This is a genomic window from Spiroplasma citri, from assembly GCF_001886855.1.
GTDB lineage: Bacteria > Bacillota_I > Bacilli_A > Mycoplasmatales > Mycoplasmataceae > Spiroplasma > Spiroplasma citri.
Genome location: NZ_CP013197.1, coordinates 553587 through 573419 on the forward strand (window position 1 = coordinate 553587; position 19833 = coordinate 573419).

At 22.7% G+C, this 19833-nt stretch carries 22 protein-coding genes and 1 pseudogene; 22 read left to right on the forward strand and 1 reads right to left on the reverse strand.

All coding sequences use genetic code 4. From position 1 onward, the window contains the following. Window positions 1-38 precede the first annotated feature (38 nt). The 20 genes and pseudogenes from SCITRI_RS02945 (at window position 39) to SCITRI_RS03030 (ending at window position 16963) form a co-directional block, all read left to right on the forward strand. Complete coding sequence (locus SCITRI_RS02945) at window positions 39-758, forward strand: hypothetical protein (RefSeq protein ID WP_071937149.1); 720 nt, start codon at window positions 39-41, stop codon at window positions 756-758. 41 nt (window positions 759-799) lie between these two features. Continuing rightward, complete coding sequence (locus SCITRI_RS02950) at window positions 800-4879, forward strand: ABC transporter permease (RefSeq protein WP_071938054.1); 4080 nt, start codon at window positions 800-802, stop codon at window positions 4877-4879. Between the two features lie 12 nt (window positions 4880-4891). Continuing rightward, on the forward strand, window positions 4892-5851 hold the full coding sequence (locus SCITRI_RS02955) for a hypothetical protein (RefSeq protein WP_071937150.1): 960 nt from the start codon (window positions 4892-4894) through the stop codon (window positions 5849-5851). 262 nt (window positions 5852-6113) lie between these two features. Continuing rightward, on the forward strand, window positions 6114-6359 hold the full coding sequence (locus SCITRI_RS02960; RefSeq protein ID WP_237238059.1) for a hypothetical protein: 246 nt from the start codon (window positions 6114-6116) through the stop codon (window positions 6357-6359). A 432-nt stretch (window positions 6360-6791) separates the two neighbouring features. After that, the gene (locus SCITRI_RS02965) at window positions 6792-7037 is read left to right on the forward strand and encodes a hypothetical protein (RefSeq protein ID WP_071937151.1); all 246 of its coding nucleotides are present in this window, start codon (window positions 6792-6794) and stop codon (window positions 7035-7037) included. 235 nt (window positions 7038-7272) lie between these two features. Further along, window positions 7273-7437, forward strand: a complete 165-nt coding sequence (locus tag SCITRI_RS10500; protein WP_167693718.1) for a hypothetical protein — start codon at window positions 7273-7275, stop codon at window positions 7435-7437. Then, window positions 7415-7854, forward strand: a pseudogene (locus SCITRI_RS02970) (DUF3627 domain-containing protein). The gene SCITRI_RS10500 and the pseudogene SCITRI_RS02970 overlap by 23 nt, the downstream one beginning before the upstream one ends. Before the next feature lie 152 nt (window positions 7855-8006). Continuing rightward, window positions 8007-8477 carry a DNA methyltransferase gene (locus SCITRI_RS02975; RefSeq protein WP_071937152.1) on the forward strand — a complete coding sequence of 157 codons (471 nt, stop codon included), beginning with the start codon at window positions 8007-8009 and terminating at the stop codon, window positions 8475-8477. Between the two features lie 23 nt (window positions 8478-8500). Further along, complete coding sequence (locus SCITRI_RS09865; RefSeq protein WP_257785698.1) at window positions 8501-9100, forward strand: phage tail tape measure protein; 600 nt, start codon at window positions 8501-8503, stop codon at window positions 9098-9100. 22 nt (window positions 9101-9122) lie between these two features. Further along, entirely contained in the window at window positions 9123-9500 is a 378-nt protein-coding gene (locus SCITRI_RS02985) for a hypothetical protein (RefSeq protein WP_071937154.1), read from the forward strand. A 10-nt stretch (window positions 9501-9510) separates the two neighbouring features. Beyond that, complete coding sequence (locus SCITRI_RS02990) at window positions 9511-10437, forward strand: phage distal tail protein domain-containing protein (protein ID WP_071937155.1); 927 nt, start codon at window positions 9511-9513, stop codon at window positions 10435-10437. Window positions 10438-10453: 16 nt separating this feature from the next. Beyond that, complete coding sequence (locus SCITRI_RS02995) at window positions 10454-11644, forward strand: coiled-coil domain-containing protein (protein ID WP_071937156.1); 1191 nt, start codon at window positions 10454-10456, stop codon at window positions 11642-11644. A 482-nt stretch (window positions 11645-12126) separates the two neighbouring features. Next, window positions 12127-12669: a Fic family protein gene (locus SCITRI_RS03000; RefSeq protein ID WP_071937157.1), complete on the forward strand. Its 543-nt coding sequence runs from the start codon at window positions 12127-12129 to the stop codon at window positions 12667-12669. A gap of 29 nt (window positions 12670-12698) precedes the next feature. After that, the gene (locus tag SCITRI_RS12110) at window positions 12699-12821 is read left to right on the forward strand and encodes a hypothetical protein (protein WP_257785685.1); all 123 of its coding nucleotides are present in this window, start codon (window positions 12699-12701) and stop codon (window positions 12819-12821) included. Window positions 12822-13206: 385 nt separating this feature from the next. After that, window positions 13207-13638 carry a Panacea domain-containing protein gene (locus tag SCITRI_RS03005; protein ID WP_071937158.1) on the forward strand — a complete coding sequence of 144 codons (432 nt, stop codon included), beginning with the start codon at window positions 13207-13209 and terminating at the stop codon, window positions 13636-13638. After that, a complete protein-coding gene (locus SCITRI_RS03010) occupies window positions 13628-14044 on the forward strand; it encodes a hypothetical protein (RefSeq protein WP_071937159.1) in 417 nt (138 codons plus the stop codon). Before SCITRI_RS03005 ends, SCITRI_RS03010 begins: the two co-directional genes overlap by 11 nt. A 165-nt stretch (window positions 14045-14209) precedes the next feature. After that, entirely contained in the window at window positions 14210-14722 is a 513-nt protein-coding gene (locus SCITRI_RS03015) for a hypothetical protein (RefSeq protein ID WP_071937160.1), read from the forward strand. A 90-nt stretch (window positions 14723-14812) separates the two neighbouring features. Further along, window positions 14813-16465 carry a hypothetical protein gene (locus SCITRI_RS03020; RefSeq protein WP_071937161.1) on the forward strand — a complete coding sequence of 551 codons (1653 nt, stop codon included), beginning with the start codon at window positions 14813-14815 and terminating at the stop codon, window positions 16463-16465. Window positions 16466-16488: 23 nt separating this feature from the next. After that, a complete protein-coding gene (locus SCITRI_RS03025; RefSeq protein ID WP_053391401.1) occupies window positions 16489-16770 on the forward strand; it encodes a hypothetical protein in 282 nt (93 codons plus the stop codon). After that, window positions 16751-16963 carry a hypothetical protein gene (locus tag SCITRI_RS03030; protein ID WP_071937162.1) on the forward strand — a complete coding sequence of 71 codons (213 nt, stop codon included), beginning with the start codon at window positions 16751-16753 and terminating at the stop codon, window positions 16961-16963. Before SCITRI_RS03025 ends, SCITRI_RS03030 begins: the two co-directional genes overlap by 20 nt. Window positions 16964-17001: 38 nt before the next feature. Here the strand turns inward: SCITRI_RS03030 and SCITRI_RS03035 are convergent, their stop codons facing one another. Continuing rightward, complete coding sequence (locus tag SCITRI_RS03035) at window positions 17002-17535, reverse strand: lipoprotein (RefSeq protein ID WP_071937163.1); 534 nt, start codon at window positions 17533-17535, stop codon at window positions 17002-17004. A 185-nt stretch (window positions 17536-17720) separates the two neighbouring features. On the opposite strand from SCITRI_RS03035, the gene SCITRI_RS03040 reads away from it, so the two are divergent. Together SCITRI_RS03040 and SCITRI_RS03045 are read left to right on the forward strand one after the other, a co-directional pair. Then, window positions 17721-18176: a hypothetical protein gene (locus SCITRI_RS03040; RefSeq protein ID WP_071937164.1), complete on the forward strand. Its 456-nt coding sequence runs from the start codon at window positions 17721-17723 to the stop codon at window positions 18174-18176. A gap of 200 nt (window positions 18177-18376) precedes the next feature. Beyond that, window positions 18377-19699 (forward strand): Mbov_0401 family ICE element transposase-like protein, encoded by a 1323-nt coding sequence (locus SCITRI_RS03045; RefSeq protein ID WP_071937165.1) that lies wholly within the window; start codon window positions 18377-18379, stop codon window positions 19697-19699. Window positions 19700-19833 lie beyond the last annotated feature (134 nt).

Sequence of the window (19833 nt, forward strand, 5' to 3'; positions counted from 1 at the left end):
ATGAGAAAAATATAATGAAAGTTATAAAGGTGATGGTAATGAAAATATATGTTTTAAAAAAATATCAAAAATTTATTAATATTTTCTTTATTATTTTTCTTGTTTATATTTTATTTTCATCATCATTTTCAATTATTGATATTGCTGGTAATTATAATTTTTTAAATATTACATTAAATTTAATTTATCTTGTTTGATCTAGTTTTATTTTTCTCTTTTTTATGGGAATTTTAATGCAAATTTTAATTAATTTTAAACAATTGAAAAAGACAACAATTTCAGCGTGGAAATTAATTTTATTTTCTAATTGACAAATTATTATTTTATGACTTTGCAATATTGTTTTAATTTCATATATATTATTTTTTGGTTATACTTCAATAATTTTTCAATTGCAAAATATAATTGCATATGAAACAATATATTCTTTTTTAGTTATTTTATGCTATGTTTTTTATGCAATTTTTACCATTAGTTTTATTATAATGCTAATATTGTTTCGATTATATATTGGTTATTTAAAAAAGATTAATGATGTGATTGCTTCTAGTTATTATACATTTTGTAAATATACTTTGACTAGTATTGTTGTCACTAAACATAACCAATTAACAATGTCAATTTTATTAATAATTTATCCAAATTATGATTTTAATCAATGATTTAAAAAAGCTACTATTGTTGATAATCTTCGTAAAACAGAATTATTAACACAGTTTAAAAAACAAACAACACCACCTAATCTTTACTCTAACTAAATTCAAATATTAACAAAAAAAGAAGAAAGAATGTGGAAAAAATGACAGGTTTTAAGTTATTATTTAAAAACAATTTTAAAAACACAGTTAAAAATAAAATTCAATTTATTGGTTTAGTTGTTTTGGTATTTTTAACTAGTTTTATTTTTACAATTATTGCAGTTTCTAAACAACGAGTAGAAAATAATTATAGTAGTTTTATTTCTGAACAATTAAGTAATCAACATGATTTTGTTGTTAGTTTTGCTAATTCCACTTATGTTAAAAATTCAAATAGGGAACCGGATCAGTTTGAAAAAATTACAGATAGTGGGATTCGTCAAAATGCAATTTTAGAATTTGTTAAAGAACAATTAAAGAATAGAGATGAACATTTTATTTATAACCGTGTTGAAGCGCGAACATTTACATTGGGGAATAATAAAGTTATTAAAGCAGTAACATTAAATCTTCATCAAGAAATTGATAAATTTATTGTGGCTAATGGAATGCCATTAAGTGTTTATACGAAATATTTATTATCAATTAACCAAGAAACAATGCATTGGATTTATTTAACCCCTGAGTTTGCTCGCAAAAATAATATTAAAATTAATGATATTATTCGATTACAACCCGATAGGTATGGAACAACAATTAAAGTTGCTGATAGTGAATTAAAAGATGTTGATTTAACTCCATATGAAAAAGAAGATATTAATAAATGATTGCCGAAATCACCATATGCAAATGAAAATTGGTTCCGAGTAGTTGGATTTGGACAATCAGCGGATTATGTTACGCCAATTATTGATGCAGTACATCCATTTCCGAATATGAAAAATGAAGGAATTGCATATTTAGATCCACGATTGTTTGGATTAGTTGAAGATACAGCTGGTAATAAATATCCAGTAACAAAATTAGATTTAACAAAACAAATTTTAATTCCAAAAAGTCAATTAGAGCGAGAAGTTTATTATGTTGGAAAATTTCAACAGACAAAAGTTGAACAAATGCGAAATAATTATAGTCAAACAATCAATAATTATTTAAATACTAATCAGGGCAAACATATTGGTTTACATGGATATTACGTCAAAACATTGTCAACTGGTTTACCAATTGCTACTTTTCGGACAGATAATCGTTATGAATTTGCGAAAAGAATTACATATTTTACATCAACATTAAATGCTTTTATTAGTTGTTCTTATATTTTAATTACGATTTTATTAATTATTTCGTTCTTTGTGTTAATTCTAGTTGTTCACCGGCAAATTGATGCAACTGGACCACAAAATGGATTATTACGAGCATTGGGATATCGACGCCGTGTGTTAACCTTTAGTTATATTTCCTATCCATTAATGATTGCATTAATTGGTGGGATAGTTGGTTATGGAATGGGGATTAGTGGCCAATTTACTGTTAAATATTTATTTGGTTCATATTTTAATTTACCATATGGAAATTTTGTATTTGCACCATTAGCATTAGTAACTTGTGTTTTATTTATTTTCGCTTTGTTAACTTGTGTCACAATGATTAGTGGAACAATTATAATGGTTTCAAGAACACCATTACAATTAATTCGTAAAGAAAAAACAGTTTCATATGGTCGTTTTAAAAAAATTGTTTATAAAATGTTTGCAATTCGTAAAACATTTGATGCACGATTTCAAGCAGTACAATTATCTAATTCAATTGGAAAAATGGTTGGGGTATCTTTAACGATGATTATTAGTACCATTATGATTACGATGTCAACAACAATTCCAATTATCTTACAGAATAATATTCGTTATTCATATGAAGGAGATAATTATAAAACTTTAGTTGAATATAATAGTCCGATTTATAATTTACCAACAAGTTTTTTACGAACATATGATCCAAGTAAAAAGCCATGAGATAGTAAAAAAAGTCTTTTGATTAATACAAATATGACAACAGATGTTAATCAATATCTTACTGACTTTGAAACAGGGCAAATTAATTCCGAAAATTTTGCTCCGACATATCAAGCAGATGATATGCGATCGTTATTATATCGTAATATTTCCAAAGAATTTTTACAAAGTAATAAATTAACTTCAACTAATCCGGATTTATCAAAAGCAATTTGTAGCACAACATGAGGTGACTACAATGATTTTGGTTTAAATCTTTTAACAAAATCAACCATTGAGAAATATTTACGAACAACAGAAACAGCACGGGAACATATTGATATGTTAGAAAAATCTCGATTATTTTATTGAAAATATCGGGAAACTGTTGGATTAAACATTAAACGTGCAGATTATTTTGATTCACGAGGGAATTTAAATTTAAATGATAAGTTAGGGAAAAATATTTTTACCCAGAGTGATTATAAACGAGATTTTGGAGAAGGAAATCCAACGATTACATTAGCAAATAATTATTTTCGTCCAGCATTAGAGCAACCATTGTCTGTATCTTTTTATGATGTTTTAGATTCAGCAACAGGAAATGAATTTAATACACGTTTAAAAAAACCAATGTATGATTTATATAATTGAATTTATGCTTACTTTGTGGAAAATGTTAATCAATGTTTTATTCAAGGAGTATATTCACGTTCTCCACAAACTGTCCGATTAAAAATGCAACAAGCATTTAATCAAAACAATGGTAATTTTAATTTAACCTTTGGAGTAATTCCGTTTAATCCATTAACAGATGATCGGGGGACAATGATTAATGCTGAATTAAATAGTATTGAGTTTAAAATTTACGGAATTAATCACACATTTAAAAATCAAGCATTAACTAATAAAAATAATGCGAATTTAAATGAAAAATTATTTACAGCAAGTAATAATATTGTTTTAAATGAAACATTAGCTAAACGATTAAATTTTACAGTTGGAGATCAAATTAGTCCGCGACTGATTCGCAAAGCGTTAGTTGCTAGTGAACAAGATGCTACTTCGGATCAAATTTTACAAGCTTGAGATGCAAGCGATATAACAGGTAATAATACTCAAGCACAAGGGCGAGTTGGTAAATTAATGTTTAATGGGGATAATAAATATAAAAATAAGGTTTTAAAAGATGGAAATAATGAATATGTTTTAGAAAGTAAAATTGATGCACTTGACCCTAATTTTACAAAACCATCAATTTTAAACGATAAAATTGTTAATAGAAGTTATCGGGTAAGTAATGAAACGAAGAACGAATCCTTTACCGTTGTTGGTATTACTAATCAATATGGTTCACCACGAGCTTGAATTAATGAAAATAGGGCACAACAATTACTAGGATATGATAAAACCCGAAATTATTTATTACAATTATTTTTAAACGAATGAACAAATTCATTTATTAAAAACAATGATAAATTAGCACCATCTAAACGAAAAAGTTTAGAATTATTAGAAAAATTTATTAAAGAGCATTCAAGTACACCTGTTGATAAGTTATGGGATGAGTTTGTTAAATATTGAAAAGCACATCAAAGTGCAGTTAATTGTATTGCTGTATTTGAAAATGAATATCCAATTTTTAATTATAAAATTTCTAATAGTTCCAAAATTGATGATATTGAAACCGGATTAGGAACAAGTCAGTTATTTGGTGACTATAGTTTTTATGGTTTAAATGCTGGTATTAGAAGTGAAATTTCCTATCCACCATATGCAAATAGTACTTTTAGTAGTTTAATGCCAATTGCTGAAGCTCAAGCAATTTTAGGAAATATTTCAAAAGCCGTTAATGGTATTATTTTCTTTATTATTGGTATTTCTTTTGTATTAAGTTTTATGATTATTATTTTAACAAGCAATATTGTTATTGCGGAAAATCAAACAATTATTGCAACAATGAAAGTATTAGGATATCGAAATCGTTATATTACAAAATTAGTTATTGGAATGTATATTCCTATTATTGTAATAATGACAATTGCCGGCTTTGGTTTTGGGTGATTATTTTTAATTATTTCTAACATGATATTAATTCGAATTGGAATAGTTTTACCACTGTTTATGAATATTATGATTCCAATTATTGCAATTGGCAGTGGTTTATTATTATACTTTATTGCATATTTAATTAGTTGATTTAATATGAATCGGATTAATCCATTGATCGCAATTATGAATGCGGATTAAGGAGGGATTAAAATGAAAAAATTACTGGCAACTATTGCAATTGGTATTTTAACTTCAGGACCAGTAATGTCTGTAGTTAGTTGTACTAAAAATGATAATTGAAATAATATTCCAATTGCTCCACCAGTTTTACCAGTTGAAGTAACTGGTTTTGCTGGAATTGATTTTAAAACAATTAATCCACAAAATAATAAACAGACTATTCCTGAATTATTACAACAATTGGCACAATTGTTTAAAGGAACAAAATGAAACTTTGAACAGTTAATAAAAAATTATAAATTTAATAATCAATCAAAACCAGTTAATAAAATTGATTTGTATCGCAATGGTCAGTATGAATTAAATTTTAGTGATGGAACAACTTTAAATACAATAAAAATTAATAAAACAGTAACAACTTCAAATCATTTAGCTGATAAAGTAAAAAGTATTGATTTAGGTCAAATTACTGATGCACGACCAAAAACAATTTTAATTGCCATTATTTTTAACAATATGCAACTTATTTCAGAATTAGAAAATTTTGGTGAATTTTTTATTGGTGAACAAACATCAGCTATATGAAACAAACAAATTGACAGAGTTGATAAAATTGAAGTTGAACCTGATCAAACTAGCGCAACTTTAATTTCAGGAAATGACCACTGATCGGAACATAATAACCCAGCAACAGATTATTATGGTTCAGTTAAAGTACATTTTACTGTTGTGGCACCAAAACCACCAACAGTAAAAGAAGATTTGGAACAAATGAACTTAATAACAAATTTAGGCAAATTACCAAAGGTAACCATTTTACAAGTAATGATGATGTTTATTAGTGTTAATTTTGTTAGTCAGTTAAATCGACTAAGTGCTTTATTAAATGATTTATATTTAGATATTAATCCGGATAAAAAAAGTGGAACAATTACTGCCTATGAGAAATCAGAATATTATACTGGTAGTATTAACGTAACTTTTAGTTAATTATACATATTAATAGAAACCGCTTGATTAGCGGTTTTTAATTATTTGCATTAATTTTATTATTTAGCAATTTATTATTTATTTTTAATAATTTGATTAAAATATTTATTTTTAAATTAAAAATATGGTATGATTAAATATCTTTTTTATCATAAATATGGTATAATTATAATAGAAAAAATAGTTCCATAAGAAAATTCTAGGATGTAATAATTATAAAATGTATTAAATGATTTTATAATTATTCATGTAAGGAGTTTTTATGTTGAAAGATATTTTTTATATTGCCGAAGAAGAAATGTGTAATAAATGTTGAAATCAATTAGCACAAGCAATAAAAGAAGTTAAAAATAATAATCTGCAAGAAATTAATAATTTAATGTTTTTCAAATATTATTTAAAAGATCAAATTAATACACTTGTTTCAAAGGTTATTGCAATTATTAAATGTAATAATAATTTTTATACATTATTTTGAAAAGAAGATTTGCTAGTCAGGACTGTATAAAAAAAGTAGGGTATAAAAATATAAAGAAATTAAATAAGAATAATTAAACCATTTACTAAAATGGTTTTTTTATTTGAAAAAACCTAAAATAACTAATTGATTCAAAACAAGGACAGCATCTTTATATATTTATAATTTTTAAAATAATAAAAAGTTGTTTCCTTTCTGAAAAAACCATATTAAATTAAGAAATTAATAAATAATTCACATACTTACTTAGTAAAGGTGTTGTCCTTGTTTTGTTTCACTTAGTTATATTAATAAATCAATCGTTAAATATTAGATTGGAGAAACTAAAAATGGAAAAAATCAATATTATGATTAAATGCAGTAAATGCGGAATGCCAAAGCGAGTTCATAAAGTTAAACATCGCGGAAAAACAGAATGATTTGAAGATATTTATTATTAAATATTAAATTTGATTTATAAAAATGAAAATTATTAAACAACAAAAAATATGTGATGTTATTAATTGTTATAAATTATCATCATTTATCACCGAAGAATTTGAAACAAATAAAATTTTATGAACTTGTCAAAATCACAAAGTTTTATTAAATCAAATTAAGTATATAAACAAAGAAAAAATTTGACTTTATAATAATTTGGAAAATTCAAGGATAGATTCTGATTGAAAAACTGGGTATTTAAAAATATTTTTTAGTAAAATTAAATAATTCTAATATAACAAGATGAATAACTCATCTATGGCACACTAGTTATGTTATTTGATTTATTAATTTTAATTTTATATTTCTTTTATTAAACTTGTTAATAGGATTTTTCAGTGTGCCAATTTTTAATATTTTATATTTTTAATAATGTTAATAACAATGTTTATTAAACATTAAATAAACAATATATAAACATTAAATATAACAATGTTTATTAAAAAAAGGAGTGTGATTAATTATGTTAGGAATTTGAATATTTTTTATTAAACGTAAATGTCAAATTTGTCATTCTATTTTGAATAAAAAATTTGTTGGTAGTTTGTATTTTAAGTTAAATGTTTGTTCAATGCAGTGTAACCGAAAGCGAGTTGATTTGAGTAATGTATCAGAAACCAAGTTATAAGAAGAATATTAACGTAGAAAATTACTTTATTCGAAGAGAATTTATAGTTTTTAGAACAGATAAAGCTTCATTTATAAATTTACCTAATCATAATCGTCATATTGGTTTTTGATTGAGTAATAAGTTTATTTATCCGAGTGAAAAACATTCGGAACAAGTAGCAATCGGTTTGATTTATGATAATTATTATTCTATTGTAAAATATGATGAAAATTTAAAGCGTAATATTTGAAAGAGTTTAACTGGAACGGAATTAATTAATTTATATAATCAATATAAACAAAATTACTCTACTAATATGAAAGAAGCATTATTTTCAAGTGAACCTAAAAAAGTAAAAACAAATAAAAATAATTTAACAAATTTAAGTGTTGAAAAAAAGAACAATTAATTAAAGACTTAAAAAGTTTAAATTAAAATATTCCCAAAAAAGTTTTAAATAATATACAAAGTTTTAAGATTATATATTAAATAGACATAACATATAAAGCTCACTGCATATTTTAAAACACAATAGTATAGTGCCTGCGATCACCTTTAAAGTGAAGCAAAAGGCAAAGGGTGAAAAAATGTTTAAAACAAATTTAGGAAAATTAATAAATGGAGATGCTTTGGAATTTATAAAGACATTAGAAAATGATAGCGTTGATTTAATATTAACTGATCCGCCCTATTTATATAATTTTTCAAAAAGAGAAAACGAACAAATAAATGAAAAAAGCAATATAACCAAAAGCATAAATAAATATATTAATGCTATTTATGATAATAATTTGCATAATTCATTTGATATAAATACTTATTTAGATGAGTTTTATCGAATTTCAAAAACTAAATTTATGTTAATTTGAATGAATAGACAACAAATTATAGATTATTTAGATTGAGTTCGTAAAAAAGATATGCTTTATGATTTTATCCTTTGAAACAAAACAAATCCAATGCCAACTAATAATCATATTTATCAAGATAAAGAATATTGTATGATAATTTATTCTAAAAAACATCGAATTCCGAATTATAAAAATGATTATTTTTAGCAATCAAAGGAATTTTAACAAAAATAACTGTTGATACCGCCAAATATGCTGGTGAGCTTAAAAAAACATCAAAAGAAATCGGTATCACAGCAGAAAACTTACAAATATTTCGTTATATTGCAAAAAGAACTGGAATTACTAGCGAAGAATTAGAAAAGAGTTTTAAAAAATTACGACAAGGTATTAGTGCTATTTCTTATGGAATATCAAATGAAACAACAGAAGCTTTTAATAAATTAGAAATTAATATTAAAAATAATGAGGGATCTTTAAAAGATACAGGAACTATTTTTTTAGAATTAAAAAAATCATTAGAACAAATAAGTGATGAAACTGAAAAAAATAATTTAATAATGGATATTTTTGGTTCTAAGTTAGGAAAAAACCTTATTCCAATGCTTGCCTTATCAGATGAAGAAATTAAAAAAATGACAAACAACATTAAAGATTTAGGTATTGTTTCAAATGAAAATGTTGACAAAACAACACTATTAAATAAAAAATGAAATGAATTTAAACATGTTATTAATATTACAAAAATGAATTTAGCACCCGCCCTATTACCCGTGTTTGAGTCTTTGGTTTCTTTTTTAGAAGTCAGTTTAATACCAATTAATTATTAAAGGAATAACAAATTTTTTTAATATGTTTAATGATACAACCAAAAAAACTATTTTTATTATTTTAGGAATATCAGCAAGTTTGGGAGCTGTTGTTTACACAATTGGAAAAATAATAAATGTTATTAGTTCATTAAAAACACTTTTATTAGGAATGGCAAAGCACCCAATTCTTTATGGTGTTTTAGTTAGTTTGTCTGCCTTAGCTGCTGGTGGGGTATGATTATATAATAAATTTAATAAACCACCACAAAACATTAACCAAGAAAGCCAAACTAATAACTATAATAAAATTGAAAATAAAAATGAATTTAAACCAACAATTATTATTGAAGGAGAAAATGATAAAGAACGAGCTGAAAAAATACTCGAATATATAGGGCAATGAAATAATAGAGTATAGGGAGAAAAATATGTATAATTTACCATTTAGAACTTTTAAAATTAGTAATAATAAAGATAATTTAATTAATTTATGTGATTTAGATAATATCATTATTTTATCATTTAATGGATTAAATATTAATTTTGATAATAATTATTTAAACATCGATAATAATTTTATTTTAAATAATAGTAAGCATTCTTTAAATCAAATAAATTTTAAATTATTATTTATAAGTCCAAACCCCTATGGTAAATTTAATGATTTTATTAATAAATTAAATATTAATTTAGATAATAAATCTTACCCCTTTTTATTATTTTATAGTTTTTGAATAAATGAGAAAACAAAATTGGAATATTATTGTGAAGTAATTATTAAAAGTATTATTAAAACAGAATTGAATAATAATAATGATTTAGAGGTTGATTTTATTTTAGAACAATTAACTAACTGAAAAAAAGAAGAAGATAAATTATTTGAAATTAAACCAAATAAAACAAGCGGAAAAATATACAATGAGCATAATAACAAATATTATTTTAAGTTAAATCGCATTAAATATGCCAATCAATATAATGAAAAAACTAAAATTAGTAATAATAGTTATTTAGCATCAGATACTCTAATAACAATCAATGGCCCCACAAAAGAGCCGTATTTAAAATTAGAAAATATTAATGGTAAAGTAATAAGTGAACTTAAAATTAATGCTGAAATAAATGAAAATGAAAAAATAATAATAGATAGTAGATTAAAAACTCAAAGCATTATAAAAGTTGATTTAAAAACCGAAAAATCATACAACATATATCAATATCAAGATTTTAAATATACTAATTTTATTCAAATTCCACCAGGAAACTATCATATTTTATATTCTTCTAACCTTTCAAAAGACAAACAAGTTGGAAATATTAATATTAAAAAATTTGAAGAATATATTTTAATTTAGAAAAAGGAGAAATTAAATGGGTGTAGGAAGTTCAACAAAAAACCACTGAAATGACGAAATAATTGCAATTAGAGAAGATAAAAAAGAAATTATTAATAAGTTAAAAAACAATACTTTAAATTCAGAAATTTTAAAACAAATCCAAGAATTAAAAGAAGAAATATCAGAATTAACAAAAGAAATTAATGTTGAAAAAAATCCTTTTGATGAACTTGTGAAAAATTATCCTGAAGTTATTTCACAAATCTTACAAACGCCTGATTATAAATTAATGATTGATTATCTTGATGAATTATCTAATATTGTGCTTGAAATTAATAAAACACAACAAGAAGCAGAAGAAAAAGCAAGACAAAAAGCAAAAGAAGAATTATTAAAATTAGAAATTAAAAAAGATAAAAATATTTATCAAGGTAATAGAACTAAATTAATTATATTAGGAGTTGATTTTGAAAAAGGATCTTTATTTTATAAAGATAATTGTATTGTTGAAAATTATAAGATATTTTTAGATATTTATACCCCGCAACTATCAACTTTTAATGCTTATAATTATTATAATCTTAATGTTGAAATTGAAGACATTGTTTGTATTTTGAATAACGAAAATCAATTATATATTGGAATTATTACTCATATTGAAAAAAACAAAGATGAAAATTTATATACCTTTACTACTAAAAATATTGAATCTATTTTTGATTTTAAAATTTACAACATATATAAAAATAAAAGTTGATATACTTTTCTTACTTTAATAAAAATTATTTATAACAATCTTCCCTTTATTAAACTTAATAAAAAAATTAATGATGAAAATAATAATAATCCTAAATTTTTTGAAGAAAATGAAGAAAAAGAATTTAATTGTTATCAATTTATTAACAAAATATTTAAAATAACAAATATATTTTTAAAATTTAATATTGATTTAAAAAATTTTATTTTAAATTGTGACATTTGCAAAGAAGGACAAGAAGATATCAAATTAAATAATTATAAAGTAAAAGATAATATTAAATGTATTACAAATATAGAAATTGAAGAATTAAACCAAAAAAGTATCAACAGAATTGATTTTTACCAAAAAAATAACTCAAACAAATATAAAAGAGCAATTTTATTAAAAAATAATGAAATCTCTTTTGATGAAAAAAACAATAATTTACAAAATAATTTAATTAAAAATAAAATTTATGAATTATAAGAAAAAGACTTTACCTTAGAAAATATTATAACTATTAGCAATCAAGAATTTAAGTTAAGTGAATACTCACACCTCATAAAATTTGATATCACAAAAGATAACAATATTTTAAATTTAAACAATTTACAACTAAGAGATAAATTTACCCTATTATTTAACAATAAAGAATATAACAGCATTTTATCTGGGATAATTTTAGAAAGCAATAAAAACACAATTACCCTAATATTCGGCCAAGTAAGATTATGGAAGTAAGTTTTAACACTTATTAACTAATATGCCCCTTAAAACAAGTAATAAAGGTATTTACAAATAATTATATTTTTATATAATCAATATGTAATAAGTTATTTATTTAAGGAAATATAAAATTTAATAAAAAATATAGGTATTTAAATGTTTTATTATAAATGAGGTTTTATAAATAAAAATGATGTAAATTTATTTAAATTAGCATTTATAAAAAACTCCTAATTTAAATAATGAAAATAACAATTTTTGAGATATTAGCTATAATAATAATTAAATTAATTCATAAAACAAAAATTAAAGATTATAAAATTAATGTAATATGAAAAAAGATTATTTTAGATGATGAATTTGCTACTTATTTAATAAAAATAGTTTATAGGTCGCATGAAATAGCACAAAAAATTAAACAAGAAGGATTATATGGCGAAAAATGAAAGGGGTCAATCAATGAAACTGTTAATGCATTAGTGTATAAACATTCCTATAATGATAAGATAACAGCTAATTTATTGTTTTTATTTGAATGTAAACAAAAATTTAACAATGGAAATAAAAGAACTGCACTAATTTCGTGTATATTATTTTTAAAATCTTGTGGTTTATTTTTTAGATATACAAATACTGTTGAAAAAGAATATATGAATTTATGAGAACCACGTATGAAAGAAATAGTTAAAATTTATGAATCAAGAAAATATTTAGATGAAATAATAATTGAAAAAATAGAAAAAATCATTGAAGAAAATGTTACAATATCTTATACAAGGTATTAAAATTTAATACAAAAAGGGACTGAGTAAATATGTCAAAAATTATGGAAAAAAAAGATTATAAATTATTGGAATTTAAATTTAATGAATGAGAACAAGATATTTATAATCACAAAGAATTAATGGAAAGTTTAAAAGCATTAGCAGATACATAATAAAAATAATAAAAAAAGAGATATTAAATCCCTTTTTTATTTATAGTATCGCACAGACTATTGACTGGCAATGTTTCTTTTCTTTATTTAAAAACTTGCAAGTAGAACCTAGAATAACTCGCAACATCACTTGCTATTTAATTATAGCATGTTTTTAGGTTTTTATTATATAATTTAATTAATAAAGAAAAGGTGATTAAGATGAAAGAAACTATGTTATCAAAATATTTAAATGTATCTCCAATAGAAGCAAACAAAATAGAAATGGCAGTATTATATTTATTAATTAATTGCAAAAAAAAATTTATTTTTAAAATATATATATAAATTTATTGCATCTTTAGAAATAGAAGTAGCCAAAAAATATGCAAACCATTTCTTTGAAATGGATTTTGTAGCATGAGAAAAGGGCCCTGTTCCTATTAGTTTTTTAAATTATGTAGAAAAATATAAAGGAAAATTTTTATATTTTAAATATTTAATAGAAGATGAAACAAAAACTAAATTTTATTTAGAAGATAAAAAAAATAATTGTAAAGAATTTAGTTGAGATTATTTTTCAGAAGAAGAAACAAAAATATTAAAATATATAACTACTATTTTTAATGAATATTTAGGCTTTCAAAAAACCAATGATGTTATTGAATATACTCATTATTATTCAAAATCTTGGCAAAATGCTTGAAAAAAAGCAGCCAAAGAAAGAAAAAAAACATATGATTTAGATTTTTCGTTAGATATAAACACCGATGAATTAGGTGAATCAGAAAAAGATGAAATAATTAAATTATACAAGGAATCTAAATATGGTAATTAATAATAAAAATTGTTCATATGTTATTGATAATTCTGATAACACAGTATTTATTAGCGGAAATCCTAAAAAATCTTATTTATTCCCTTTATTTATTACAGAACAAAAACAAATATTTTTTATTAGAATGATAAGTATATTTCCTAAAAGTGATGAAAAAAATTATGTTGAAATTTTAAATTGAAATGAAATAGAAAAATTAAAAAAGACTACTTATATTAGATTTGATAAAAACAAAAATGACATTCATAGTAAATGGGAATATAAAATAAAAAAATATGAGTATATTTATGATGAAAAAATAGAACAATATAGAGAAGAAATTTTAAGAAAAGCACTTAAATGTATTTATATTCAACCAATATATTATAAATATATAAATGAAGAATTAGAAAAAATTAAAAAATAAAATAAAAACACTGATTTGATTGTAATTTTAATTCTTATTTATTTGACAAATAATTTTAATGACGGTATCATCACGACGACAATAAATGATGGGGTTAATTATTATTGTTAAGGCTGGTGATTTTTTTATGTTAGATAATAATGAAAATAATAAGGTGGTTAAATTATGGCAATAGTTTTAAAAACATTTCCTAATTGTAATGTAGAAGCGTGTGATGATGGAATTATTCAAGATTTTTTTGCTAGTTTTTTTGTTAAAGATAAAAATATTATTTTTTTAAACGAAGAAAAAAAGTTAATAAAAACACACCCTGGAAATAAAGTTTTTTTTAATCAAACATATATATTAATTTATGGGCGAATTATTGAAATTGAAGAAGATACAGAATATGAATTACAAGCAACCAGTGGAAATTCAATTAAAAAAATTATTTTTAATATTAATTTAATAACAAAAAAGAATGAAATTAAAACACTAACAAACGAATTATTAAATGAAAGTAATTTATCATGAGAAGATATTAAAAACGAAGAATGAAGCTATGATATTGAATTATTTACTTATCAATTACAAAATAACACAATTTACAATATAAAAGAAAATCAAAAATATTGAGAAGACTTAAAACCACACACAAAACTAAACAACGATCTAAACAATAATTTTAACAACGAATAAAAATATGATTGCTAATAACGCATTAAATAGTGAATGAGATAAAACATCTAACAAATTAGAAAAAAAATATTTATAAAAGAGAGGTAAAAAATGGCATTTAGATTTATAACATTTGACAATACAGAAGATTATTTAACAGACCGCGACCAAGCAATATACTATGATTTTTTATTAAGAAACCAAACAATTCCCTACTATGCTAATAAAGAATTAAGCAATAAAAACGCTATAAACTTATTAGGTAATAGCGATAATTATAACGAAGAAATGTTAAAACTATGTGATAACAATTCAACTGGTTTTTTATTTTATGGATTTGGCCAACAAGAAAACTTAGAAGCAGAATTCAAATATGAAGACAACGGAATTCAAGCAAAAATAAAAACAAAAAAAGGAAACAGAGAAATACCATTTTTTTATTTAAGCATTTGCGGAAGAATGATTAAAGTAGAAAACAATACCACAAACGATATCAACGACTTAATACCGTATGCAAAAAACCAAGCAGAAACAACAACAATATTTTTAACAATTAAAATAGATATGTCAAAAGCACCATTAGTATATCCAATCCCCGATATAGACAACCCAGATGAAAACTACCAATATATTAATAAAAATTTTATTGAAAGTTTAGAAGAAAACAAAAGCGAACAAATTGAAAAATTAACAGAATTATTAGAACAATGCCCCATTAACACTAAAATTGAAGAAGTTGAACCAAGCGGAATTGACAATAAATTCTATTTTGAAAAAACCAACGAAGAAGAAAACAAACCATGAAAAAATATTAAAAGTGCCATGACTTGAACCGATAATTCAAAAACAATAGCAACAGCCATAATCGATAACATTAATCAAGTAAATGATTTTAAATACCGAGCAATTTATCAAAATAAATGTGCTAGCGAATATTTTGTATGAACAGACAAAGGAAGATTAATCCAAGATAACTTAAACACAAGACATAAAGACGGAATTTATGAATTCCCTATTCTTAGTTTTAATTTACCCCTAAAAGGCGAAAAAATAAAATCCTTTAATTGAGAATATACCGCACGAGCTCCAATTCGTTATCAATCAATCAAAGACCCCAACAATTTTATTAATTTTTGCGAATATGCCCGAGAAAAAAAGGAAGAATTCAATAGAAAATGAATCAAAGAAATGGAAAAAATGGATCAAAAAATAGCACAACTAGAAAAAAGAATTAGAGAAATGCCCTACAAAATAGAAAGCAGCGTCAAATATGTGAAAAGCAGATTAAAAGAAATAGCACCAGACGAAAAACCTTTTAATCAAGTTGATAATAAATGATATTATGTTGTATGAAAAAAAGATAAATGAGAAATAAATAAAATTTTTAGAAATTATAATATTAATGTAAACCAAGAATATATTATATACAAAGATAATAACTATGAATTAAAGTTTTTCAGAGGTATTAACAAAATAAATAAAATACAAGACACATCTTTAATCTATAATTCTAATAATCCTTTTGGCTTTGCACAATGAGGTGAAAGAAATTCTGATTATATAAATTATATTAAATCAGTTTATCGTTGAGATGGTGGGGAAGAATGATCACCAATATTAGCATATGATGATGAAAGGGATATGATTAAGTTTTGGGTATGAAAAGATTTTAAAACATGAGAAAAAGCACAGCGTGGTATTGTAACAACGGCTGCTATTGGTTTGCGAGCATTTGGATATTGAGTACTAATTGATAAATATTAATTTAATAATAAGGAGAATAAAAAATGAATGAGACTATTTTAGAAATTATTGTTTTGGTTATATCACTTTTTACTGGTGGAACAACCGGTATAACTGCAACTATTTTGAGTAAAAAACAGCAAAAAATCAGAGATGAAAACAAAGAATTAAAAGAAAAAATAAATGATATTAAAATTGAAATTAATAATATTAATACAAAATTAGATGTTATTACGATCATAAATAACAAACTTGCTAATAACAACAAAATAAATATCAGACAAAAAAATAAGGATGGTAATAAAAATGAAAAAGAAAAAAACTAAGTTATTTTTTTTACGATTAGCATATTGAATAGTTCACGGTTTAACATTGGGGTTGCCAATTTTATTCACTGAAATTAATAAACTAATGCTAAAACTAAAAGAAAAAATTAATAATGAATGTATTTTGTTAGATGAAAATAAACAAGATAATATCAACAAAATAATTAAAAAAGATGATGAAAAAGAAAATTAAATACATTAAAAAAAGCAATTTAGTAAAAATTGCTTTTTTTATTCACCATTAACTTTTACATTACCATCAATATCAACTACTAAATCAGGTTTTTCTTTATCTAAATTTCAACGATAAACTGATTTAATATAATTTATATAATCAGAATTTCTTTCACCTCATTGTGCAAAGCCAAAAGGATTATTAGAATTATAGATTAAAGATGTGTCTTGTATTTTATTTATTTTGTTAATACCTCTGAAAAACTTTAATTCATAGTTATTATCTTTGTATATAATATATTCTTGGTTTACATTAATATTATAATTTCTAAAAATTTTATTTATTTCTCATTTATCTTTTTTTCATACAACATAATATCATTTATTATCAACTTGATTAAAAGGTTTTTCTTGAGGACAAATTCATTCTAAGTTTTCTTTTATTTCTTGGCAATTTGTGTATATTTGGTTTTCTTGTTTTAGTTGTTGTAATTCTTCTTCGTTATATTGTGGTGTATTACAAGCAACTAGACTTGTTGTGCTTGTTCCTAATAATGTAATTGCTCCTAAAAAACTTAATCATTTTTTCATAAAAACCCACTCCTTTCTTGATATTTTATTTATATAAAAATTATATAATGAATTATGCAAATTTAATGATTATTTATTGAAAATATAATTAAAATATAAATATTCAAAAATAATATTTATTTTGATAATATATTAACAGTATCAAACAAAAATTTTAATTTTAAGAAAGGAAGTTAATTATATATATGGCACCACAAGCAATTTTTGAACCCGAATCAGAACATTTTATGGATGAATTTAATATATACAAAGATGATGATAATGAAGAAAATGATAACGAAGAAGACGAAAAAAGTGGTTTTTTTAAAGATATTAATTGAAACCACAACATATTAGAACTTTTTGAAGAAATCAAAGAAATTAAGCAAGATATTTGAATACAAATTCTTACTGTTTATCTTGATAAAAATGATAATGTTTCAGGTATTGAATTTAAAATAACTCCTGAGGGAAGTTTTTATCATGAATATATATTTGTTAATTTTGATGAAAAAGGAAAAATAACTAATGATTTAAAAGAAAATATAGAAACATATAAGGAACAAGACAAAGAAGATGATTTTTATTTAGATTTTAAAGTTGTTAAAAAATTTTATCAAACATTAATGAATTTACAAAATAAACAAAAAAATAATAATTAAGCAAGATTAAAAATCTTGTTTTTTTATTTTAAATTAAGATATAATACATTTGTTATCAAAAAAGTATCAAAATTGTATTAAATAATATTAAAAAAATTAAATATTTGAAAAACAAGTTAAAAATAACTTGCTTTTTTTAGGTGCTTATTTTAATGTGTGTGATGATTTATTTTTAAATCAGGAAAGGAAACAACTTTAAAATGGATATTAATAATATTATTAATGGTGACAACTTTTTTAATAAAACATATGAAGATTTGAGTAGATATGTTGTTGGAGAAATTGCATCTAGGTTAGAAAATTTAGATGATCTTATTTTTCAAAATTATCAAAAATATGATAAATTTAAACATTATCGAGTAAAAGAAATAAGAACAAAAACATTAATTACTTTAAAAGGTAAAATAACATTTCGCAGACGACGATATTATAAAATTAATCCAATAACAGGAAAAGAAGAATATATTTTTATTTTAGATGAAGTTTTAAAAATTAAAAAATGACAAAGACTGGGGAATGACGTCAAAGAAAGAATTTTATTGTTTTTAAGTGATGATAAAAAATACCGCGATATTTTAGATGCCTTAGAACAAGCAAAAATTAGTTTAATGACAATTTCAAATACAATAAAAAACGCAACAACAAACGAAAAATATTATATTAATAATACCACTATTAAAATAAAAGTTCCGCATACTTTATATATTCAAATTGATGGAACTTTTCTTAAAATAGAATACGATAGAAAAAAGGTTAAAAAACACACCTTATTATCTACTGTTCATACTGGTTATGATCAAGAAAAAACAACCGAAAAAAGACATGTAATTGCAAATAAGTTAGGTGTTTACGAAATAGATAATATTCCAATTTATATTTCTAAAAAAACAAAATTAAACCGTTTTGTTGTTAAATTAATACTTTTGATAGTAAGTAATTATAATATTCAAGATGATACTGAAATTATGATTTTAGGTGATGGAGCAAATTGAATTAAAGGGGTTAAAAAAGATATTGCAAATCGTTTTCCTAATAACAAAGTTCATTATACAATAGACAAATTTCATTTAGTAAAAAGATTTAAGGATTTATTACCCCACCGAAGAATAATTAAAGAAAATGAAGAAACTTTTAAACAAGTTGTTGATTATTTTTATAATGGAAAATATTATGAATTATTACAATGTTTAAAAGAAAGTAAGTCATTTATTCCTAGTTCTAAAAAGTTTTTAAGAGAAACAATTAATTTAATTAAAAATAACGAGGGTGGCATTAAAAATCAAACATTATGAAATAATATTGGTTGTCATATGGAGGGCGATGTTTCCCGTTATGGTAAGGGGATATTTTCTAAAAAAGGAATTTATAGCGAAAAAACTGTTAAAAATAAATTGAATACTAGTATGCTAAAATTAAGAAATAATATTAAGGATTTTAAACAATCAGAAAAACCACCAGAAAATAATAGTATTTTATATAATAATTTTAATAAAACTGAACAACAAAACTTACATCTTTATTAATTTTATTTTTAAGTTAAATAATTTTAATAAAAATGAATTTTTTGTTGTGATTAAATTTAAAAAAATATAAAAATTTGTTGACAATAAAATTAAACATGGTATCTTTAAATTAAGTAGGTGGATTATTTATCCCA